The sequence below is a fragment of the Flavobacterium sp. KH_001 genome (assembly GCF_057840745.1).
The window spans coordinates 5,282,657-5,305,289 of record NZ_CM174520.1; the positions used below are offsets into that span (position 1 = coordinate 5,282,657).

General features: G+C 33.9%; 24 protein-coding genes and 1 tRNA gene. 10 read left to right on the plus strand and 15 right to left on the minus strand.

Going from position 1 to position 22,633, the window contains the following annotated elements:
* The first annotated feature begins 2 nt into the window (after positions 1 to 2).
* From AC3ITQ_RS22450 to AC3ITQ_RS22470, 5 genes are all read left to right on the plus strand, one after another.
* The gene (locus AC3ITQ_RS22450; RefSeq protein WP_489236280.1) at positions 3 to 965 is read left to right on the plus strand and encodes a hypothetical protein; all 963 of its coding nucleotides are present in this window, start codon (positions 3 to 5) and stop codon (positions 963 to 965) included.
* 92 nt (positions 966 to 1,057) lie between these two features.
* Positions 1,058 to 1,474, plus strand: coding sequence for a TonB-dependent receptor plug domain-containing protein (locus AC3ITQ_RS22455; protein ID WP_489236281.1), 417 nt, complete (start codon positions 1,058 to 1,060; stop codon positions 1,472 to 1,474).
* Positions 1,475 to 1,584: 110 nt separating this feature from the next.
* Positions 1,585 to 2,301: a 3-ketoacyl-ACP reductase gene (locus AC3ITQ_RS22460; protein ID WP_026984935.1), complete on the plus strand. Its 717-nt coding sequence runs from the start codon at positions 1,585 to 1,587 to the stop codon at positions 2,299 to 2,301.
* A gap of 246 nt (positions 2,302 to 2,547) precedes the next feature.
* Complete coding sequence (locus AC3ITQ_RS22465; protein WP_072973194.1) at positions 2,548 to 3,057, plus strand: hypothetical protein; 510 nt, start codon at positions 2,548 to 2,550, stop codon at positions 3,055 to 3,057.
* Between the two features lie 2 nt (positions 3,058 to 3,059).
* Entirely contained in the window at positions 3,060 to 3,680 is a 621-nt protein-coding gene (locus tag AC3ITQ_RS22470; protein WP_489236282.1) for a hypothetical protein, read from the plus strand.
* A gap of 83 nt (positions 3,681 to 3,763) precedes the next feature.
* Here the strand turns inward: AC3ITQ_RS22470 and mtaB are convergent, their stop codons facing one another.
* Positions 3,764 to 5,098 (minus strand): tRNA (N(6)-L-threonylcarbamoyladenosine(37)-C(2))-methylthiotransferase MtaB, encoded by a 1,335-nt coding sequence (mtaB, locus tag AC3ITQ_RS22475; RefSeq protein WP_489236283.1) that lies wholly within the window; start codon positions 5,096 to 5,098, stop codon positions 3,764 to 3,766.
* Between the two features lie 490 nt (positions 5,099 to 5,588).
* On the opposite strand from mtaB, the gene AC3ITQ_RS22480 reads away from it, so the two are divergent.
* Positions 5,589 to 6,110: a hypothetical protein gene (locus AC3ITQ_RS22480; protein WP_375032385.1), complete on the plus strand. Its 522-nt coding sequence runs from the start codon at positions 5,589 to 5,591 to the stop codon at positions 6,108 to 6,110.
* Between the two features lie 99 nt (positions 6,111 to 6,209).
* Here the strand turns inward: AC3ITQ_RS22480 and AC3ITQ_RS22485 are convergent, their stop codons facing one another.
* The 11 genes from AC3ITQ_RS22485 to hisS all read right to left on the minus strand — a co-directional run bounded on the left by AC3ITQ_RS22485 (position 6,210) and on the right by hisS (position 16,333).
* The gene (locus AC3ITQ_RS22485; RefSeq protein ID WP_489236284.1) at positions 6,210 to 6,740 is read right to left on the minus strand and encodes a GNAT family N-acetyltransferase; all 531 of its coding nucleotides are present in this window, start codon (positions 6,738 to 6,740) and stop codon (positions 6,210 to 6,212) included.
* On the minus strand, positions 6,724 to 7,539 hold the full coding sequence (locus AC3ITQ_RS22490) for a Cof-type HAD-IIB family hydrolase (protein WP_489236285.1): 816 nt from the start codon (positions 7,537 to 7,539) through the stop codon (positions 6,724 to 6,726). The genes AC3ITQ_RS22485 and AC3ITQ_RS22490 overlap by 17 nt, the downstream gene beginning before the upstream one ends.
* A gap of 145 nt (positions 7,540 to 7,684) precedes the next feature.
* Positions 7,685 to 7,903 (minus strand): putative signal transducing protein, encoded by a 219-nt coding sequence (locus AC3ITQ_RS22495; protein WP_026727963.1) that lies wholly within the window; start codon positions 7,901 to 7,903, stop codon positions 7,685 to 7,687.
* Positions 7,904 to 7,989: 86 nt separating this feature from the next.
* The gene (locus AC3ITQ_RS22500; RefSeq protein WP_056196354.1) at positions 7,990 to 8,655 is read right to left on the minus strand and encodes a DEAD/DEAH box helicase; all 666 of its coding nucleotides are present in this window, start codon (positions 8,653 to 8,655) and stop codon (positions 7,990 to 7,992) included.
* Positions 8,656 to 8,740: 85 nt separating this feature from the next.
* Entirely contained in the window at positions 8,741 to 9,904 is a 1,164-nt protein-coding gene (locus AC3ITQ_RS22505) for a sigma-54-dependent transcriptional regulator (RefSeq protein WP_072973203.1), read from the minus strand.
* A 75-nt stretch (positions 9,905 to 9,979) separates the two neighbouring features.
* Positions 9,980 to 11,296: an ABC transporter permease gene (locus AC3ITQ_RS22510; protein WP_489236286.1), complete on the minus strand. Its 1,317-nt coding sequence runs from the start codon at positions 11,294 to 11,296 to the stop codon at positions 9,980 to 9,982.
* A 77-nt stretch (positions 11,297 to 11,373) separates the two neighbouring features.
* Entirely contained in the window at positions 11,374 to 12,303 is a 930-nt protein-coding gene (locus AC3ITQ_RS22515) for an ABC transporter ATP-binding protein (protein ID WP_072973315.1), read from the minus strand.
* A 163-nt stretch (positions 12,304 to 12,466) separates the two neighbouring features.
* Positions 12,467 to 13,576 (minus strand): molecular chaperone DnaJ, encoded by a 1,110-nt coding sequence (gene dnaJ, locus AC3ITQ_RS22520; protein WP_072973206.1) that lies wholly within the window; start codon positions 13,574 to 13,576, stop codon positions 12,467 to 12,469.
* Positions 13,577 to 13,655: 79 nt separating this feature from the next.
* Positions 13,656 to 14,234, minus strand: coding sequence for a nucleotide exchange factor GrpE (locus AC3ITQ_RS22525; RefSeq protein WP_489236287.1), 579 nt, complete (start codon positions 14,232 to 14,234; stop codon positions 13,656 to 13,658).
* 480 nt (positions 14,235 to 14,714) lie between these two features.
* Positions 14,715 to 14,785 (minus strand) — tRNA-Trp (locus AC3ITQ_RS22530).
* Positions 14,786 to 14,905: 120 nt separating this feature from the next.
* Complete coding sequence (gene hisS, locus AC3ITQ_RS22535; RefSeq protein WP_489236288.1) at positions 14,906 to 16,333, minus strand: histidine--tRNA ligase; 1,428 nt, start codon at positions 16,331 to 16,333, stop codon at positions 14,906 to 14,908.
* 200 nt (positions 16,334 to 16,533) lie between these two features.
* Here hisS and AC3ITQ_RS22540 point away from each other — a divergent pair, with 200 nt between their 5' ends.
* Positions 16,534 to 17,778 (plus strand): ABC transporter permease, encoded by a 1,245-nt coding sequence (locus AC3ITQ_RS22540; RefSeq protein WP_489236289.1) that lies wholly within the window; start codon positions 16,534 to 16,536, stop codon positions 17,776 to 17,778.
* A 253-nt stretch (positions 17,779 to 18,031) separates the two neighbouring features.
* Here the strand turns inward: AC3ITQ_RS22540 and prmC are convergent, their stop codons facing one another.
* Both prmC and AC3ITQ_RS22550 read right to left on the minus strand, forming a co-directional pair.
* The gene (gene prmC, locus AC3ITQ_RS22545; RefSeq protein ID WP_489236290.1) at positions 18,032 to 18,898 is read right to left on the minus strand and encodes a peptide chain release factor N(5)-glutamine methyltransferase; all 867 of its coding nucleotides are present in this window, start codon (positions 18,896 to 18,898) and stop codon (positions 18,032 to 18,034) included.
* A gap of 78 nt (positions 18,899 to 18,976) precedes the next feature.
* The gene (locus AC3ITQ_RS22550) at positions 18,977 to 19,468 is read right to left on the minus strand and encodes a GNAT family N-acetyltransferase (protein ID WP_489236291.1); all 492 of its coding nucleotides are present in this window, start codon (positions 19,466 to 19,468) and stop codon (positions 18,977 to 18,979) included.
* 109 nt (positions 19,469 to 19,577) lie between these two features.
* Between AC3ITQ_RS22550 and ribD the strand changes: the two genes are divergently transcribed.
* From ribD to AC3ITQ_RS22565, 3 genes are all read left to right on the plus strand, one after another.
* Positions 19,578 to 20,627, plus strand: coding sequence for a bifunctional diaminohydroxyphosphoribosylaminopyrimidine deaminase/5-amino-6-(5-phosphoribosylamino)uracil reductase RibD (ribD, locus tag AC3ITQ_RS22555; protein WP_489236292.1), 1,050 nt, complete (start codon positions 19,578 to 19,580; stop codon positions 20,625 to 20,627).
* Positions 20,620 to 21,222: an HAD family hydrolase gene (locus AC3ITQ_RS22560; protein WP_489236293.1), complete on the plus strand. Its 603-nt coding sequence runs from the start codon at positions 20,620 to 20,622 to the stop codon at positions 21,220 to 21,222. Before ribD ends, AC3ITQ_RS22560 begins: the two co-directional genes overlap by 8 nt.
* A 156-nt stretch (positions 21,223 to 21,378) precedes the next feature.
* Entirely contained in the window at positions 21,379 to 22,011 is a 633-nt protein-coding gene (locus tag AC3ITQ_RS22565; protein ID WP_489236294.1) for an IMPACT family protein, read from the plus strand.
* A 31-nt stretch (positions 22,012 to 22,042) separates the two neighbouring features.
* Here the strand turns inward: AC3ITQ_RS22565 and AC3ITQ_RS22570 are convergent, their stop codons facing one another.
* Positions 22,043 to 22,447 carry an acyl-CoA thioesterase gene (locus AC3ITQ_RS22570; protein WP_489236295.1) on the minus strand — a complete coding sequence of 135 codons (405 nt, stop codon included), beginning with the start codon at positions 22,445 to 22,447 and terminating at the stop codon, positions 22,043 to 22,045.
* Between the last annotated feature and the right edge of the window lie 186 nt (positions 22,448 to 22,633).

Sequence of the window (22,633 nt, forward strand, 5' to 3'; positions counted from 1 at the left end):
TCATGGACAATCAAGATAAAATATTCGATAAATTTAAAGAAGCCGCCCACAACTCGGAACAAAAGGAGTTTCCGGGAATGGATAAAGTCTGGGCGCGCGTTGAAGAGAAACTGGACAAAAAAGAAGATAAAAAAGCCATTTCGCTATGGAAAAAAATTGCCATTGCTGCTTCTCTTTTATTATTAATTTCTTTAGGTACACAATTTTTTAAATCAGATCAAAACACTACGATTCCAGCTTCAGAAGTGGTCGTAAATGAAACGGAGAAAGAAGTAATTCAGAAATCAGAAATTAAAAAGGATGGAGTTGCCATCGAGGATTCAAAACTAGTTCCGAAAGCTGAAGCTGTTATGGTCTTAGACAAACAAATAAAAGAACAGCAAACTGTTGTTGCTAACAATGATCAAATTACAGTTGCAGAAGCTGTTGGTATAGGAACTGTTTCTGAACCTGTTGAAGTAAGCGCACCAATTTCGGAATCTGTGTCTTCTTCAGGTTTTGTTAATGACGAAGAAGATTCAGTTGCAAAAGATAAAGTTGCTGATTTTGGCTATTCAAAAAAGGTAGAAAGAGAAGCTTTTGCAGCAAAAGCAGCTGGACAACAAGCTGAAAAAGCTAAAAAAACAACTCCTTTGGTTATCTTAAACGGAAAAGCAATGTCTCATAGCAATGATGCAAAAAGAGACGAAATGATGCAGGCAGAATTACCAAACCTGCAACCCGAAAACGTAGAATCGTTAGTGGTTTTAGACGAACCTTTATACATTATTGACGGAGTCTATTATTCAGAAAATGATTTATTCGGAAATAACCCTACTAGTCCATACGCTCCTTTAAACAAACAGGAGATAAAGACTATTACCATTCTTCAGGATACAGAAGCCGTTGCAAAATATGGCGAAAAAGGAAAAAAAGGAGTTGTTATTATTACGACTAAAAACGGAAAGCCTGCTCCTAAAAATTAATTACAAAACTCAAATTGATTCCTGAAAATCTTTGTCAAAGTTTTAAACTTTGACAAAGATAAATCTCAAAAATTATCTAAAAAATGACTTTCATGAAAAATATCAAAACTCTTTCATTGGGCATTGCTATGCTTATAGGTCTCAGCACTAAAGCACAAGAAAAAATAGTTACTGACTTAATTTCTGAAATAAAAGAAGCTAAATTTGTCAAAACGGAAGTTGAGATATCACCTGTAAAAGTTTCTTCAAATTTTGTAAAAACGGATACTTCACCACCAAGTTTACGAATTGTATGTATTAAAAGTATTCAGGAAAGAAATGAACCTTTATACATTCTTGATGGTCGACTGATAAATACTAAGCAATTTTCTAAAGTTAATCCAAATGATATTCAGGACATAAAAGTTTTAAAAGGCACTGAAGCTACTTCCATTTATGGAAATCAAGGAAAAAATGGGGTTATAATTATTACAACAAAAAAGAATAGTCAAAACAATAACGACGAATAAGAAAGTTGTTAAACTTAGATTAAGAAAACATTTAAAGCATTAATTTAGGAAGCAAAAACTGTATTTTTGTGTTACTAAATGATGCTTTCTGCATTTCTAAAAATACTACCATGACAGACTTAAAAAATAAAAATGCCCTAATTACAGGAGCGGGAAAAGGAATTGGAAAAGCAATTGCACTTGCTTTAGCCAAAGAAGGCGTAAATGTAATTTTAGTTTCAAGAACCCAAACCGACATTGATCAATTGGCAGATGAAGCTTCTAATCTGGGTGTAAAATCATTGGCTTTAGCAGCAGACGTTTCAGATATGAATTCGATAAACAGCGCTGTAGAAAAAGCTTTATCAAAATTTAAAACGATAGATATTTTAATCAATAGTGCCGGAATTGCTTCTTTTGGAAAATTCATGGAATTAGAGCCCGCAGCCTGGGAAAAAATCATCCAGGTGAATTTAATGGGAACTTATTATACAACCCGCGCCGTTATTCCAAATATGATTGAAAGACAGACTGGTGATATTATTAATATTTCATCAACTGCAGGACTTGCTGGAAACGCATTAACGAGTGCTTACAGCGCTTCAAAATTTGCAGTTTTAGGTTTGACAGATTCTTTAATGCAGGAAATGAGAAAGCACAACATCCGCGTTTCTGCCTTAACTCCAAGTACTGTTGCAACCGATATGGCAAAAGATTTAAACTTAACGGATGGAAATCCTGAAAAAGTAATGCAATCTGAAGATATTGCAGAATTACTAATCGCTCAACTTAAATTAAACCGACGAGTTTTTATTAAAAACAGCAGTATTTGGTCTACTAATCCTTAATTTTAAAAAATAAATTCCAATATTTAAATTCCAAATTCCAACTCTTATATGATTAGAATTTAAAAAATTGGAGTCTAAAAACTATCGTACTTTAATCTTTGTGAAAGTTTAAAACTTTCACAAAGATCTAATAGCCTAAAAAATATAAATTTTAATATTTAAATTCCATATTCAAAATACTGATTGAATTGGGATTTGGAATTTATCCCGAGTCTTCGGGATTGGAATTTTACTAAAACTAAAATGATGGAACAATATTTAAGACAATTAATTGCAATAGAATTCACAGATAAAAAAGAAATTTTCACTGGATTCCTTATTGATTATTCCGATGACTGGATTTTACTTCGAAATAATCCGGTCGATTACATTTTGGATGGTTTTGTGATTCTGAAAAACAAAAACATAGAAGCAATTCACAGAGATCAGGATCTTGCCTTTACCGAAAAAGTCATCCGCTTAAAAGGTTTGAAAACAAGCGCCGAAGATATTATCCCTATTAAAGACTTAGCTTCGATTGTAAATTTCTTAACCAATAAATATGGCATTTTTCAGATTGCAAAAAAATCTGCCAAATCGGCTTATTTAGGCAAATTGCTTGAATTGAATGATGAAGAATTAACTATCGACTTCCTGGATACAAGAGGTCAGTTTGGTGGTGAATTAAGTTTCAATCCGGAAAAAATCAGAGTTATTGAATTTGATACGGATTATATTAATTCCTTGAAATTGGTATTGGAGCAAGAAATAAAGTAAGCATGAATAAAATTATCTGTTTTACGATTGTTTCTTTTTTAGTATTTTCCTGCAATACAAAAAACAATAATGAAATAACGTCATCTTCTTCTACTGCAAAAAGCATTGATACTGCAAAAAGCGAAACAAAATCTATTCAACCGGAAAAAACGGACCGAATTTTAATTGGCCCTAAAATAGAAGGAGATTTTGATGGTGATGGTAAAGATGAATTCGCACTTATTACTGAGACAAAACAAGGTGAAGGAAATCCCGTTGAAGATGGAACTCCGGATGAATACACAATCTCTTTTAGTAATAAAGAATTAAAACCAATCCTTATTGGATGTTGTGAAGCTCAATTAATAAATGAAGGCGATTTAAATCAGGATGGCAGAGAAGATTTTTCAGTTTATCAGGCTCCAATGAATGGGACTGTTTATGAAATGACAACCTATTCACTTCAAAATTCAAATTGGAAACAAATAGTAGAAACGTTTTTGATACCAACGGCACATGAAGAACTGAATAACGAAGATCTACAAAAGAGAGTCTTTCTTGAAAACAATACATTGTATATCCTCAAGGAAGATCCAAATGATGAAAATTACAAATTGATTAAGAAAAAGATTGAATTAAATTAAAAACAGCAAAGCCCTTTAAGAAGGGCTTTGCTGTTTTTGTAAACTTTAGAAATATAAACCATTTACATTTCACAATTATCATTTTACACTTCCGCTAATTTGTTTACAAACTCTAAACGAACACTTCCGTCTTCATCAATTTTTGTCAAATTAATATCTTGCAGCGTATTAATCAATTCAGGATTCCATGGTGTTTTTACTTTTACGTAGTTTTCAGTAAAACCATGAATGTATCCTTCTTTATTTTCACTTTCAAAAAGAACCGTTCTTTTGGTTCCTAATTGGCTTTCGTAAAAAGCACGACGCTTTTTAACAGATAAACCGCGAAGCATTTTACTTCGTTTTGCACGCACATTTGCAGGAACAACTCCAGACATATTAGCGGCTTCTGTATTATCTCTTTCCGAATAGGTAAATACGTGTAAATACGAAATGTCCATTTCATTCAAGAAATGATACGTTTCTAAAAAGTGCTCATCCGTTTCTCCTGGGAAACCAACGATAACATCAACACCAATACAAGCGTGTGGCATTACTTCACGAATCTTGTTTACACGTTCCGTATAAACTTCACGCAAATAACGACGTTTCATCAACTTCAAAATATCATTGCTTCCTGATTGTAACGGAATATGAAAATGCGGTACAAAAGTGCGGCTTTTAGAAACGAATTCAATTGTTTCGTTTTTCAATAAATTAGGTTCAATCGATGAAATTCGCAAACGCTCAATTCCTTCAACTTTATCTAAAGCCTGAACTAAATCAAGAAAAGTATGTTCGTGTTTTTTATTTCCAAATTCACCTTTTCCGTAATCTCCTATATTTACTCCAGTCAAAACAATTTCTTTGATGTTCTGAGCTGAAATTTCTTTAGCGTTTTGCAAAACATTTTCAAGAGCATCACTTCGTGAAATTCCTCTTGCTAACGGAATTGTACAATACGTACATTTATAATCACAACCATCCTGAACTTTCAGGAACGCACGGGTTCTGTCTCCAATAGAATAACTTCCAACATAAAAATCAGCCTCAGCAATTTCGCAGGAGTGGACTTCACCCATATCGTTTTTGCTTAAGTCGTGAATATAATCAGTAATTTTAAATTTCTCTGTAGCACCCAAAACTAAATCAACACCATCAACCGCTGCTAATTCTTCTGGTTTTAATTGTGCATAACAACCAACAGCCGCCACAAATGCCTTTTCATTGAGTTTCATTGCTTTTTTTACAACCTGTTTAAATTGTTTATCGGCATTCTCTGTAACCGAGCAGGTATTGATAACATAGATGTCTGCAACTTCTTCAAAATCGACACGATCAAAACCTTCATCATTGAAGTTTCTGGCGATTGTAGAAGTCTCTGAAAAGTTCAGTTTGCAACCAAGCGTATAAAAGGCAACTTTTTTTCTGTTTTCCATAGGAATAGACTACGTTTTAAGTAGTAAGATATTATATTTACATCTCTTTTGAAGAGTTTGCAAATTTACGTACAATATTCTTTAAAATAAAATCAATAATACACTATATATCAACATTTTGCACGGAACCTGTATTTTGAATCAGCCTGAAAAACAGTTAGCAGGACAAAGTATATTTTGAAAACAGGATAATTTTAGAAATACAAAAAATATTTTCAATAAGAATAAATTGACAAAACATCGATTAAATGCAAATATTATCGATTAAATGCATTTTTTCATTCTTTAAATTGAAATTTTCTTACATTTAACTTTGTTTAGAAAGTTTTTAGAAGTATTTTCACTCCGCTAAAAACAACTAAATTATTTTATAAACAATTTACGCATAACAATTTTGTTTTTTACTCGTTATGTTGTTGTTTTGTTATAATAAAAAATGGGCAGGCCGAAAACCAGAAAGAGTAGGCGAAAATTATAAATTAAATTCTATATGAAAGCATTTTTACCCACAATCTGCTTGATGTTCTTAACCGTTTTTAGTTCGCAAGCGCAAACTAATGCTCCGGCTGCAACTAATCCTTTCCCATCGATTAGCACTTTAACAACTTGGGCGAGTTTAAACTCTCAGTCACAATTTGACATTGCTATTCGTGCGGTTGGATTTAAATTTGAAGTAAAAGAGCCAGGTGAAGGTTCAACTGCTTATACTTACATTCGTAAAGTGACTGTAAATGAAGTAAATTATACTGATAGAATTGTTTATAGAATTACAAACAATAATTCAGCAAGTATTATTTCATTGGTTACTGCTTCAACAGATTTAGTGAGTTTATATACACCACAATTAGCAACCTTCAAAAATAACAACTGTAAAACAGAAATGTCTAAAGACAAAAACACAACTTGCAGCTGCTACGAAAGTGTAAATTTTGCAATCGATCTTTGTGATGAACGTGTAAAATTAACTATGGGTGATGGAAATAAATATTTTGTTTCTGTAGCTAAAAAATAATACCAAAAAAACAGAGAATAAAAATTACGAGTTGTTTTCCAAATCTTTGCAAACCTATATGAGGAAAGTTTACAAAGATTTGGGACGCATTTCTCTGGTTTAAACCAAATTTGGATTTTTCAATTCATACCAAACTTCAGATTCTCCTTCATATTCAAACGAATTGACATACTGCAAACCGAGTTTTTCCAGAATCTTTCTTGAATTTTCATTTCCTGCATCTGCGTAAGCATACACTGCATCTGCTTTCAATTCGTTAAAAGCATAATCCACAAAGACTTTCCCTGCTTCAGTAGCATATCCTTTTCCCCAGTGTTTCTCTATAAAACGGTATCCAATTTCATAAAAGTCTTTATGATTATTGATTTCATTGGTAATAAATTTTATTCCGGACCAGCCTAAAAATTCATTGGTTTCTTTTAGAATGACAGCCCAGCGACCTATTCCAAAATCTTTGTATTGCTGTTGAATATTTTCAATCATCGCAATACTTTCCTCTATAGTCGTCACTGGTTTTTTCCCTACGAAAGTATGTACATTTGGATTCGAATCCAATTCAAACATCCCTTCTATATCAGAAAGTTCAAATTCCCTCAAAAGCAGACGTTCTGTTTCAATTGATTTCTTCATAAACATAATTATTTAAGATATATTTTTGAACAACTTCAGCAACACCGTTATCATTATTTGACGCGACAATTACATTCGCCCTGTCGCGCAATTCAGGTATCACATTATCAACCCAAACGCCTAAACCGGCATATTCGATCATAGTTAAATCATTTCCTGCGTTTCCGACCGCTATAATTTCACTTTGATGAATGTTTAGCTTTTCTGCTAAGATTTTTATACTTGCCGCTTTATCGATTCCGTTTTGCGCTGCTTCCAGAAAAAATGGTTTTGACATCGCAACACTTAAATGAGGCATTGCTAATTTCAAATCGTTTTCTAAACCTTTTAAATAAGAAGGCTCCGCCAATAAAATACATTTTACCGCAGGTTTAGAAACGGCATCTTTAAAACTAGGAACTTTAAGATGGGCTAATCCTGTGATTTCTTTTTCGATTTCAATATACTCTGAATCTGTTTCACTGATAATTTCGTCATCCAGATACGTTATAATATGTGTATTTTTTTTCACACTATAATCATACAATTCATGGATCTGCTCTACAGTCAGTTTCTGTTCGAATAAAACAAGATCGTCTTTTACTGTACTAATTATAGCACCGTTAAAGGAAATAATATAAGAATCATTCAAATCTAATTCCAGTTCTTTAGCATAAGCGGTCATGGCAGATGTTGGACGGCCCGAAGCCAAAACCACATAAACGCCTTTTGCCTGAGCTTCAAGCAGTACTTTTTTATTTAATTCTGAAATTTTATGATCGTCTGTCAACAAGGTATCATCCATGTCGAGCACTAACATTTTATATTGCATATTTTTTGGAGTTTTCAGTCGCAGTCTCAGTTTTCAGTAAAATGGAAACTGAAAATTGCGATTTATAACTTTTACTTAATTAACAACAATCGGTTTTCTGTACTGAGACTGAAAACTGGGACTGAAGACTTTCTTAAATACTCATTCTGAAATCTTCAATTACCGGATTCGCTTTTGCAAAATCGGTTTCCTGAATGAAAACTTCAACAGCCAAATCTGTTCCGCCAAAACCTCCCAAACGAGCTGATTGAATATTATCTTTTTTTACGGTTTCTACTCCCGCTTCTTCTAATCTTTCCTGTAAAGCAATTGCTAAAACTTCACTCCCCGAAAACACCTTCATTAATCCCATGACATTTTATTTTATTGTTATTTTTTATTGTAGCTGATTTACAAAGAACCATTTTTCACTTCACACTGTAAACTGCGACTGAAAACTTATTCCTCCTCTTCAATTCCGTCCTCTTCTTCGTCCAACTCTTCTTCTCCTTCTTCATCCATATCAAAGAAATAAGGTTCTAACAGGAATTTATCTGCCAGAATTTCGATACGTTCCGTCAATATTTCAGCAAAAATAATTCGTTGTGTTTTTGCAATACTGTTCGAAATACGCATGATTTTAGTTTCATTACGCAATCTCAAAATAGGATCCGCATCATCCAAAATCAACATTTTTAAGCGATTCACATTGTATCCAGCGGTAGTAAACATATCACTCAATTTATTTGGCGTTCCAATTAAAACATCAACTCCTGTTGAAATATAGTTTTTATCGTAGTCCATATCGCCTTTGTCATGAACACCGTAAACTTCAAGATTGGTATATTTTCCATATTTCTCGAAAAGAGCTTCCATCGCCAATACTTTTTCCTTGTCTTCCACAATAATTAAAGCGCGTGGCGATTCTTCTGTATGTCCAGCCAATTGCTGAATTACATTCAATACGATCGTTGTCGATTTTCCGGTTCCTTTTGGAGAAACAATCATACAGTCCGCACCACTTTTTATGGTTGAAAAAGTTTCCATCTGCAATATATTTGCTTCTGTCAAACCGTTTTCAATTAAGGCATCTTGTAACTTCTCGTTTATTTTTTTTAGTTTCATTTTTTAATGCTTTAGGCTTTAGGCTATAAGCCGTAAGCTAAAATTATTTATATTTAAAATGCTATAAGCTTATTGCGCGAAGCATCTACTTGCTTGCAAACATTTTCACATCGGTTTCAGAAATTTCTGTTCCTCCTAAAATAATCAATCTTTCGACTACATTTCGAAGTTCACGGATATTTCCTGTCCAATCGTATTCCTGCAATAGTTTTATGGCTGGCTGTGAAAATACTTTCACTACATTTCCTTGTTCCGAAGCAATTTTCTCTGCAAAGTGTCTTATCAAAGCCGGGATATCATCTCGTCTTTCATTCAATGGCGGAACTTTAATTAAAATTACTGCCAAACGATGGTATAAATCTTCACGAAAACGACCTTCGGCAATTTCTGTTTTTAAATCTTTGTTGGTCGCCGCAACTACGCGAACGTCAACTTTAATATCTTTTTCAGCACCAACTCTGGTAATCATACTTTCCTGTAAAGCACGTAACACTTTGGCTTGCGCCGAAAGACTCATATCTCCAATTTCATCTAAGAAAATAGTTCCTTTGTCTGCTGCTTCAAACTTTCCGGCACGATCTTTCACCGCCGATGTAAAAGCACCTTTTACGTGACCAAACAATTCGCTTTCGATCAATTCACTCGGAATGGCAGCACAGTTTACTTCGATTAAAGGATAATTAGCACGCTCGCTTTTTTCGTGTAATTGATGTGCTACTAATTCTTTTCCAGTTCCATTTGGCCCCGTAATCAAAACTCTGGCTTCGGTTTGCGCCACTTTATCAATCATCAGTTTAATATGACTGATAGCTTCGCTCTCCCCTACCATTTCGTAGTTTTTGCTGACTTTTTTCTTTAAAATTTTATTCTCAACTACCAGTTGTTTTTTATCTAAAGCATTACGAACTGTATTCAATAAACGATTTAAATCCGGCGGTTTCGAGATATAATCAAAAGCGCCCAAACGCATCGTATGAATAGCAGTTTCCATATCACCATGACCAGAAATCATGACCATCGGAATTTCTGGTTTTATCTTTTTTACTTCTTCTAAAACCTCAACACCGTCCATCTTTGGCATTTTGATATCGCACAAAACCAAATCGTAATCGTTGTTTTTTATTTTGTCAAGTCCCACAGCACCATCTTCCGCCTCATCAACCTGATACGTATCATTTTCCTCTGATAAAATCTTTACCAACACGCGTCTGATCGCTGCTTCGTCTTCAATAATTAGTATCCTACTCATTCTTCGTAATTTTCAATTTTAAAAAATCCAAAACCCAACTTTTGGAATTTTGAATTCCCCCGTAAGGGTTGGAATTTAATAACTTAACCATCTATAAAGCTCCTTCCACGTTGGTTTCTTGCCATACATCAAAATACCAACACGGTAAATTTTTGCAGCAAACCACACTACAAGGAAAAAGGTAGCAAACAATAATGATACCGAAATCGCAATTTGCCACCACGGCACGCCAAACGGAATACGCATTAACATGACAATTGGTGATGTTAACGGAATCATTGAAAATACTACCGCAACGGTTCCGTGTGGATCATTTACTACTGTAAAAAATCCTATGTAAACGCTTAAAATAAGCGGCATAATAATAGGTAAAAGAAATTGTTGCGAATCAGTTTGATTGTCTACTGCTGCTCCAATTGCTGCATAAAACGAACTGTACAAAAAGTAACCACCGATGAAATAAACCACAAAACCAATCAGGATACTGGCAATTGGTAAATTCCATAATTCACTAATGTACATTTGTGCTTTTCCTCCCATTTCATGTTGTGCCGATTGCATTAATTCAGGAGAAATTCTGGCTGTTGGTCCAACATTTACTCCAAAAAATGCCGAAGCTGCAAACATTAATCCCAATCCAATGATGGCCCAAATCATAAATTGCAATATTCCTGCAAGCGAAGTTCCAACAATTTTACCAATCATTAATTGAAAAGGTTTTACCGATGAAATTATGATTTCGATAATTCGGTTTGTTTTTTCTTCGATAACACTTCGCATCACCATGTTTCCATAAATGATAATAAACATCATAATCAAATATCCGAAAGCACCACCAATACCGATTTTGATTTCGTTTAATCCTTTTAAACTTTCTTCACCGGATGCTTTTGCCAAATGAATATTAACTTTAGCCTGAGCTTTCTGAATCGCAAGTGTATCTAAATTGGCTTTTTCCAGATTTAGTTTTGTGATCTTTCCTGCAATAACATCCTGTGTATTTTCAATAAAAGCAATACTCGGACTGTTATTCGAGATAAATTCTATTTTACTTTCTAAATCCTTTAAATTGTTTGTTTTTGGAATCACAATCAGACCGCTAAAATCTTCCTTGGCAATACTGTCTTTCAAAGATTGTGTATCGATTTCAGACAAATTCAGGTATTTGTATTCGGCATCTTTTTTATTCTGTTTTACAAAATCATCTGCAAATAACCCCGTTTCGTCGTGAATAGCAATTCGTTTAGTATCTGCTTTCATTGAACTCAAATACCCAATAAAAACAGCAATTGCCACAAACAAAAGCGGACTCAAAAAAGTCATGACAACAAAAGACTTATTGCGGACTTTTGCAATAAATTCTCTTTTTATAATCAGCGAAATGATGCTCATAAATATTTTAATTTTCAAATTCCAAATTCCAATTTTAAAACGTTCAAATTGGAATTTGGAATTTATTTTTTGGGATTTTAATTTTTGCTCTCTGTAACCGTTTGAATGAAAATATCGTTTACACTTGGAATTTTTTCTACAAAATGTGTCACTTGTCCACGTTGCGTTAAAATATTCAATAACTCATTTGGCGCAGCATCTCCAATTTGGATGTTTAATTTCAAATCATCATTTAGTGATTTAAAATTTGCTGGCGAAACCGTAAACTTCTGTGTAATATCATACATCAAACCTTCAACATTGCTTGTGAGGATTCCAACTTCGAAACTATTGGTTTTAAACTGACGTTTTACATCACTCAGTTTTCCTTCAATTAATTTATTCGATTTATGAATTAAAGCAATATGATCACAAAGCTCTTCCACACTTTCCATTCGGTGTGTCGAAAAAATAATCGTTGCACCCTGTTCTTTCAATGCCAAAATTTCATCTTTAATAATATTGGCATTAACCGGGTCAAAACCAGAAAAGGGCTCGTCAAAAATCAGCAATTTAGGCTTATGCAAAACACAAACCACGAACTGAATTTTCTGCGCCATTCCTTTTGAAAGCTCTTGAATCTTTTTGTTCCACCAACCCTGAATTCCCAAGCGGTCAAACCAATATTCCAATTGTACTTTTGCCTCGGCTTTAGAAAGTCCCTTCATCTGCGCCAGATACAAACATTGTTCTCCCACTTTCATAGAAGTATACAAACCTCTTTCCTCAGGCAAATAACCAATAGTCTGCACATGTTTGGGCTGCAATTTTTCTCCATCTAAAATTATTTCTCCGCTATCTGGCAAAGTAATTTGATTGATGATTCGGATAAGGGAAGTTTTTCCAGCTCCATTCGGACCTAATAATCCGTAAATACTGCCTTTTGGCACATTTAATGAAACTTCGTTAAGCGCTACATAATCACCGTATTGTTTTACGACTTTATGTACTTCGAGTAAGTTGCTCATGCGATTTTTTAGATTTTCTGCGGTCAATTTGACCATTGTGGCTTTGCGCCTGTAAAAGTAAATAATTCACAGCGAATCTGAGTACTAATACGCAAAAAACCCATTCTAAATTTATGTTAGAATGGGTTTTATATTTATTTAAACATTTCTAAAAAAGTTTAGCTTATGAAAACATATCTTTTACTTTTTCAAAAAATGATTTTTCAGATTTTTCAGGACTTGGAACAAAGTGTTCGTCGTTAAGAGCATTTTCAAAGAATTGTTTTTGCTCTTTGTTTAATGTTTTTGGTGTCCAAACATTTACGTGAACCAGTAAATCTCCGCTTCCGTAACCGTTTATGCTTGGAATACCTTTTCCTTTTAATCTTAATATTTTACCAGATTGAATTCCTTCTTCCAGTTTAATACGAACTTTTCCGTTGATTGCTTCGATATCTTTAGAAACACCTAAAACAGCCTCTGGAAAACTAATGTATAAATCAAAGTGAATGTTTTCACCTTCACGTTTCAAAAATTCGTGTTCTAGTTCCTCAATTGCAACAATCAAATCACCAGGAACACTGTTTCCTGGAGCATCATTTCCTTTATTAGAAACTTTCAACTGCATTCCATCAACAACTCCCGCAGGAATTTTGATAGAAACCGTTTCATCTTCCAAAATCATTCCCTGCGCATCAGCTTCAGAAGGTCTTTTATCTAAAATTTGTCCAGAACCACCACACGTAGGACAAGTTGATGCAGATTGCATTCTTCCTAAAATAGTGTTGGTTACACGCATTACCTGTCCCTGACCATTACAAGTCGAACACGTTTTATACGTTACACCTTTAGCCTGAACTTTACGTTTTACTTTTACTTTTTTCTCAACTCCATTTGCAATTTCTTCTAATGTCAGTTTAACTTTAATTCGAAGATTGCTTCCTTTAGCGCGACGAGGACCGCCTCCGCCTCCACCGAATCCGCCAAATCCTCCACCAAAAATATCACCAAACTGGCTGAAAATGTCATCCATATTCATACCACCGTGGCCACCGCCAAATCCGCCAGAACCATCAAATGCCTGATGTCCGTATTGATCGTATTTTGCTTTTTTGCTAGGATCACTTAAAACTTCATAAGCTTCTGCCGCCAATTTGAAGTTTTCTTCTGCCTCTTTGTCGCCTGGATTTTTATCCGGGTGATATTTCAACGCACTTTTTCGGTAAGCTTTTTTTATTTCGGCAGCGTCAGCATTTTTTGAAATGCCTAGTATTTCGTAAAAATCTTTTTTCATAATTTAGGTTAAATTCCAAAATATAAACTCCAAATTCCAATTCTTAAAATTGACTCTCAGAATGTATTAATTGTATTTTTTAGTTACCAATAACCACTTTAGGGAAACGAATAATTTTGTCTCCTAATTTGTATCCTTTTTCAATAACGTCAACAATTTTACCTTTCAATTTGTCAGAAGGTGCAGGAATTTGTGTAATTGCTTCAGCAAAGTCAGCATTAAAAGCATCACCAGCTCTAACTTCAACTTGCTCTAAACCTTTAGCTACCAAAGTGCTTTTTAGTTTTTCGTGAATCAATTCAACTCCTTTTTTCAAATTTTCATCGTCAGACTTGTTGATCTCTACTGTCGCTCTGTCAAAATCGTCCAAAACAGGAAGCATTGCTAACAAAACTTCTTGGTTTGCTGTTTTAAACAGATCCATACGCTCTTTTGAAGTTCTTTTTTTGTAATTTTCAAATTCGGCAAATAATCTCAAAAATTTATCTTTTTCTTTTGCCAAGTCTTGAGCCAATTGCTCTTCAACACTTAATTCTTCAACAATTAATTGCTCACCGTTGGCATTGTTTTCTAACGTTACATCATCTAATTCCTGATCGAACTCTGTATTTTCCGTAGTCATATTACTTTTATTTTTAAAAATATCTTTAAACTTCATTTTTTATTCTTTCTGTTGGATTGCAAAAGTACTGCCAAATCTCTTAAAATGTCAAATTGTCACTTTATTAAAAATGAGAGGGTTAAAAAACTACAACAGCACCATAAAATTTAGTATAATTTTAAGACTATTACGTTATAGTTTATAGTATATTTGGTATCCAAAATGAAAAACTAAATTATTACCTATCAAAATTGAATTTAAGGGTTGGCTTCGGCCTCATAAATAATTATTAATTCAAGTTTACCTTATATTAAAAAAAAGCTTCGTCTTAAGAGACGAAGCTTTTTTTATGCTTATCCCTCCCTAAAACCTGAAAAGCGAAAAAATTTTACCGCAAAGGACGCAACGTTTTTTACTTTTAAGCTTTTTAAAAACACAAAGTTCGCAAAGCTTTCTATTGATGTAGCTTTGCGAACTTTGTATTTTTTAAAAGTACTCTTAAACAAATTCTTTGCGTCCTTTACGGTAAAAAAATTGCACGGGCGGAGGGATTCGAACCCCCATCAACGGTTTTGGAGACCGCTATTCTACCCTTGAACTACGCCCGTAACTTAAGGTGGGCAAATTAAAAGTTTTTTTTCTTCTCCAGCAACTATTTCAACAAGAGATTTTAAAAGAAATCCCTTTAAATCTGGGCAATCTACAGCAAAAACCTACGTTTCAAACAGTTAACCTAACAAAGTGTTTTTCAATCCTTCGAAATCAACTGAAACCTGCTCGCCTGTCACTAAATTTTTAACTGAATACGAATTTGAAGCAATCTCCTGCTCGCCTACAATTACTGCAAACGGAATCAATCTCTTATCTGCATATTGAAACTGTTTTCCAACTTTTACATTGTCCGGATAAAGTTCCACTTTTATATTTTCTTTTCTCAATTTCTGAATCGCCTGCGAAGCATACAACGCCTCAGCATCTCCATAATTAATAAACAACGCTTTTGATGTTGCCGCAACTGTTTCCGGGAATAATTGCAATTCTTCCAGAACTAGGTAAATTCTATCTAAACCAAAAGATATACCAACACCACTCATGTTCTTCAAACCAAAAATACCCGTCAAATCGTCGTATCTTCCGCCGCCTCCTATAGAACCCATCGAAACTGTTTTTGGAGCCGCAACTTCAAAAATAGCACCTGTATAATAATTCAATCCGCGCGCTAATGTCACATCAAGATCTAATGTCGCAGTCGACAATCCTAAAGTAGCCACATTGTCACAAATAAATTTTAATTCCTGCACTCCTTTCATTCCTTCTTCTGATGAAGCTAATAAATCTGAAAGCTGGTTTATTTTATCTGAAAAAGATCCTGTAAAACTAAAAAGCGGCTGTACTTTAACCAAAGCTTCTTCAGAAATCCCTTTTTCGATCATTTCTTTTTTAACGCCGTCTTCACCAATTTTATCCAGTTTATCAAGAGCAACCGTAAAATCAATCAATTTGTCAGAAGCGCCAATTACTTCAGCAATTCCAGATAATATTTTTCTGTTATTAATTTTAATGGTAACACCTTCTAATCCTAAAGATGTAAAAACAGTATCATACAACTGAACCAATTCTACTTCCTGCCATAATGATTTTGAACCTACAACATCGGCATCACATTGATAAAATTCTCTGTAACGCCCTCTTTGTGGTCTGTCAGCTCTCCAAACTGGCTGGATTTGATATCTTTTAAAAGGAAATTCAATTTCGTTTTGGTGCTGTACCACATATCTTGCAAACGGAACTGTCAAATCGTAACGCAGCGCTTTCTCTGAGATTTTTCCTGTAAACTTATTCAGTTCAATTCTTTGATTCAAATCAATTGTTTCTGCCGAATTAACCTGCAGTGATTCAATAGATTCCGGCAATTCAATTTTATTTTTATTGAAGAAGAAATTACCTGAATTTAATATTTTAAAAATCAAACGATCTCCTTCTTCTCCATATTTACCCATTAAGGTATCAGAATTTTCAAACGACGGCGTTTCAATCGGCTGAAAACCAAATTTCTCAAAATTATTTTTTATCGTCTGAATAATATATTGACGTTTTGACACCTCTACAGGCGAAAAATCTCTTGTTCCTTGTGGTATGCTTGGTTTTGAAGCCATTTTTTTTATTTTAGATTTTAGATCTTAGATTTTAGATTCCTTTTGAAACTCCAAAACTTAAGCTCTTTAATATTAATTTCATTCCAATTTAGATTTCTACAAATCCTAAATCGTGTGCAAATATCTTATTTTTTAAAATAAATATTGGCAGTTCGAAAACAAACTTGTAACAAAAAACGTATTTTCGTGACAAATTGGTCATGATGCTAAAATTATTTAAAGAAAATATCCGAATTGCTTTTGGTTCCATCAAAACACAATTGCTGCGAACTATTCTTACCGTATTAATCATCGCGATAGGGATCACAGCACTAGTTGGTATCCTGACAGTTGTAACGGCTCTTGAAAATACCGTTTCTACCAATTTTGCTTCAATGGGAGCCAACACCTTCAACATCAATCAATACGAAAATAATGTAAAGAATCGTGGCGGAAATGAACGCGAAATTGTAAACCCCATTATTTCTTACCCAGAAGCCGTTGCTTTCAAAAACAAATACAAATATCCTTTTACCGAAACTTCTCTTTCGTTTACAGCTACATCAACTGCCGAAGTAAAATATTTAGATCAAAAAACAGATCCGGAAATCAAAATCCTAGGTGTCGACGAACATTTTATAAGCAACTCTGGTTTAGAAATAAATTTGGGTCGTTCTTTCAATCAATTTGATATTGACAATAATACCTACTCCTGCGTTGTAGGTTCTGATTTTGAAAAAGGTTTACTAAAAGACATTAACCCAATTGATAAAATAATTTCGATTCGTGGTGCCCGCTTTAAAGTAATTGGTGTATTAAAAGAAAAAGGTTCAACGTTTGGAAACAGTCAGGATTTACGGGTCTTGATTCCAATTCAGGTTGCGCGTTCCTTATTTACAGCGCCAAACATTAATTACACTATGAGTGTAATGGTTTCTAAAAAAGAACTTCTTGACGAAGCTGTTGACAACGCCACAAGTACCATGCGAAGAGTTCGTAAATTAAGTCCGGTTCGTGATAATAATTTTGGCATTGGCCGAAGCGACGATTTAATCAACCGAATTCTCGGAATCACAAAATATTTAGGCTGGGCTTCCTGGATTATCAGTATTATCACAATTCTGGGATCGTCTATCGCCTTAATGAATATCATGATTGTTTCGGTTACAGAACGCACCCGCGAAATTGGAGTTCGTAAAGCTTTAGGCGCTACAAAAGTCACCATATCAGTTCAGTTTTTTATCGAAACTTTATTGATTGGGCAAATTGGAGGAATGGTTGGTATCGTATTAGGAATCTTAATCGGTTTTGCTTTTGCGGCTGCAATGAGTTTTGCATTTGTAATTCCGTGGATGGCCATTTTTGCCGCTTTTGCCACTAGTTTTATGGTAGCTATTGTTTCTGGCTTATATCCCGCAATAAAAGCTTCACAACTCGATCCTATTGAGGCTTTACGTTATGAGTAGATTTTAAATTTCAGTTTTCAGTTGCAGTTTTCAGTCATTGCACTGTAAAAATTCTGATGAGTTTTTAGAAGCAGAATTTATTGTTTTCAAAAGGCCACCTGTCCCGCTATCCGTTCCAATCTTTTTTGCTGAACCCCAGCAAAAAAGGATTTCCTCTTCTATCGGGGCTAAATTAGAAGATTTCAACTTTTTAAGATATTCTCCTGCAAGGTTTCCAAAACCTTGCAGGTATAAATTAATACAATCTACAAACCTACAGGGTTTTGGAAACCTTACAGGAAATCATACGATCATTATCGTAGATATCTTTTTTCAATTCAATATTTTTAAAATTCATTGTCTCCAACAACTCCGTCATTTCTTTTCCTAAATATTGATTGATTTCAAAGAACAACTGGCCATTTTCTAAAAGACTACTTTTAGCTAAAGCAGCTATTTTTCGGTAAAAAATCAAAGCATCATTATCCTCTACAAAAAGTGCCAAATGCGGTTCATAATCCAGAACATTCTTTTTAATTTCTTCTTTTTCTAAATTTCGAACATAAGGCGGATTCGAAACAATTATATCATAATTAAATCTCAATTTTTCCGTTTTCAAAATATCCAAAAAAACAAAAGTAACATCAACATTATTTCTTACTGCATTTCTTTTTGCTGTTACTATGGCCTTTTTCGAAATATCGACACCATATACTTCAGCATTAGGAAGATTTTTAGCCAGTGAAATAGCAACACAACCACTTCCTGTTCCGATATCTAAAATTCGAAGTTTTTTAGTTTTATCTGTTTTTGAATTTTCATTTATAATCCATTCAACCAATTCTTCGGTCTCTGGCCTCGGAATCAAAACATTTTCATTAACTTCAAAATCCAAACCATAAAAACTTGTTTTCCCCAGCAAATACTGAATTGGGACTTCTTTTTTTAATTGACCTAACAATGAATTCCAAACCACAAAATCACTTTCTGAAAAATTTAATTCATGATTTAGAGCCAAATCAATTTGCCTCAGCTTGTGTTTATCTTCCAATATTAAATAGAAAAAACTCTCCGCTTCATACGCATCGTAAAAAGGCGATAATTCTTTTATAAATTGAGTGCGGTATTGTTTAATTTTCATTTCGGGTCTTTGAGTATTATCATTTGGCAAAAGCCAATTTTCTTTCAAATAAGTATTAAAAAAACTAATTTGTTACAGTTAATTTTTCAAATCTTTCAACATCCAAACGGGGCAAGAACAATGGCCGGTACAGCCCATTGGTGCATCTAAATATTCAAAACCTGATTTTTTATATAATTTTTGAGCCGCATGCATAAATGGCATTGTCTCAATATAACATTTCTCAAAACCAAAAACTTTAGCCTGCTCCAAGCATGTCTCCATCATTTTACTTCCAATTCCTAAACCTCTTGTTTCAGGTAAAAAATACATTTTTTGCAGTTCACAAATTAAAGGATCTCCATTTTCTAAAGGAGCAATTCCGCAGCACCCTACTATTTTACCGTCATTTTCAACCACAAAATAAACAGATTGCGGTTTGTTATATTCTTCAAACATCAAATCTAAATAGGGATCCTCATAGGCTGTACCCACTTTTGGAATTTCCAGTTCATCAAAAACGGATCTTATTAAATGTGCAACTACCTGATTGTCTTCCTTTTTAATTTCTCTAATTAACCAATTTTCCATATTAAGTTTATTCTTGTAATATCTACAAAAGTAAAAATACTTTTTTGATAGTCTCTTATCCTACATCAATTACTATGGCACTAAACTCAAAAATAATTACTTTTGTGCTGTGAATACACATGAAAAATACATAAAGCGCTGTATAGAACTTGCCAAAAATGGTTTTGGAACAACTTACCCAAATCCAATGGTAGGAAGCGTAATTGTTTACAATGACCAGATTATAGGAGAAGGCTGGCATAAAAAAGCCGGAGCACCACATGCAGAAGTCAATGCGGTTCAATCTGTAAAAGACAAATCGTTGCTAAAAAAAGCTACTATTTATGTAAGTTTAGAACCTTGCAGTCATTTTGGAAAAACGCCGCCTTGTTGTGATTTGATTATTGCAAATGAAATTCCGAACGTTGTTGTCGGAACTGTAGATTCAAACGAAAAAGTAGCAGGAAAAGGGATCAAAAAATTAATTGAAGCCGGTGCAAATGTCACTGTAGGCATTTTAGAAAAAGAATGTTATGAGCTTAACAAACGCTTTTTCACCTTTCATAATAAGAAGAGACCTTATATTATATTAAAATGGGCCGAGAGTCAGGACGGCTTTCTGGCACCTGAAAAAGAAATTGATCAGGAACGAAAACCAGTTTGGATTACCAATACATACTCCAGACAATTGGTTCATAAATGGCGAAGCGAGGAACAGGCCATTTTAGTTGGAACTCAAACCGTAATTGACGACAATCCGAAACTAAACGTTAGAGACTGGTCTGGAAATAATCCGGTAAGAGTTGTTTTAGACCAAAATAATCGCATTTCAAAAGAGAGTTTTATTTTTGATGATAGTGTAAAAACTATCGTATTTACGAAATCTAAAATTAACTTTTCAGCAGAAAACACTACCTTTGAAGTAATCGATTTTAATCAAAATATTATACCGCAGGTTTTAGCTGTTTTACATCAAAACCAAATTCAGTCTATTATTATAGAAGGCGGCATGAAAACATTACAAGCTTTTATAGACCAGGATATCTGGGACGAAGCCCGTATTTTTATTGGAAAAACTATTTTTAGCAAAGGAACAAAAGCTCCGATTATACAAAAGAAAACCATAGCCAAAACCTACATTCAAAACGACGAATTAATATACGTTAGAAATCATGATTGATACTATAATTTTTGACTTTGGAGATATTTTTATCAATTTAGACAAACAGGCTACTATTTCGGGCTTGCAGAAACTAGGCATGACCGAATGGAATTCAGAATTGGATCGTTTGAATCTTTTATTTGAAACCGGAGATATTTCGCATGATGATTTTCTGGCAGGTTTTCAAAAACAACTTCCAAATGCTTCAATCGAAGAAATCCTGGAAGCGTGGAATGCTATTCTGGCAGACTTCCCTTTATACCGATTAGAGTTTCTTCAGATGCTTTCAAAAAAATACCGTTTGTTTTTATTGAGTAACACTGATTCGATTCATATAGAAACTTTCGAAACCAAAAGTGGCATTTCATTTTACAGTGATTTCTACCAATGTTTTGAAAAAGTTTATTTTTCTTTTGAAATTGGAAAACGAAAACCAAATGCTGATGTTTTTCAATACTTAATTAACAAACATGAGTTGTCGCCAAAACGCACTTTATTTATTGACGATAAAAAAGAAAACACAGATTCAGCTGCAGCTTTAGGTTTCAATGTATGGAATTTACAAGTGGGCCAGGAAGATGTTGTTGATTTATTTGATAAAAAAATACTTTAGCCACTTAACCTCAAAGTTCGCAAAGGTTTTATGCAAAGTTCGTCACAAAACTTTGCGAACTTAATAAAGCCAATTACGTACATACCAAAAAAATACTTTGCGTGCTTTGCGGTAAAATTAACTGTGGTAAAAAAATATAATTTAGAAATTTTACTTTTGGAATATAACGATACCTATCAAACCATAGCTTTTGAATCTGAAGAAGTCCTTTTTAAAGAAAAAGGAAGCAAGTTCTTTGGTTGTGCATTTCCTCTTTCAAATGAAGACGAAGTAAAACCAATTATTGAAAACCTAAAAAAACAACATCCTCACGCGGTTCATTATTGTTATGCTTATCAATTGGGTACTGCTCCAAAAATATCTTATCGTGCCAATGACGATGGAGAACCCAGCAACACAGCCGGCGCTCCTATTTATGGCCAAATTCAATCTTTTGGATTAACAAACGTTTTGGTAGTGGTAGTCAGAATTTTTGGTGGAGTCAAATTGGGAGTCGGCGGATTGATTGCCGCTTACAAAACTACTGCTCAAATGACACTTGAAGTTTGCGAAATTGTCGAAAAAACGATCGACGTACATTTTTTAATCTCTTTTGATTATAAAAATATGAATAAAGTGATGCGTGTCATCAAAGAAAAAAAACTGGAAATTACCTCTCAGGAAATGGAAATTGACGAAGATTCAGGACTTCCAATTGGCAAAATTATTACAAAAACGCGAAAAAAAAATGCCGAATCTGTATTCGACATTTTTGATTTAATGTTTGAAATCGACATCAAAATTATATAAATTGATACAAAAACGCACATCATTTTAACAATTATACAAGCGTTTTAAATAATTCCAAAATATAATCCGGAGGGGCAGTTGGACGACCTGATTTTAACGAAATAAATACTAAAATAAACACGGCCGTTGTTAATAACTCATTCGCTTCGTTATAGATCGCACAGTCGAATTCAATCTTGACAGATGATTGAGTTTTGAAAGTGGTATGAATCGTAAGGAGCTCATCATAACGCGCCGATTTTTTGTAATTTATTTGCATCGAAACAATTGGTAATCCAATTCCGCTTTCTTCCATACTTTTATACGAAATCCCTTTGTCTCTAAGCCATTCCACGCGTCCGATCTCAAAATATGGCACATAATTTCCGTGATAAACGACTCCCATTTGGTCTGTTTCAGAGTAACGAACACGCACTTGCGTTTGATGATTTTTCATTATTTATTGATTAAAAAAAATTAACTTACAAAAGTTCACTTACAACATTTTTTTATAAAATTAGACCCCAAAATATTTTTTTTTACAGAAATTTGTTCACATATTTGTTATCCCGAAATACGGAATAAAATTGCTCCCTTTTTATTAGGAGAATCTTTATCAATAATAAAAAATTTATCTGAATCT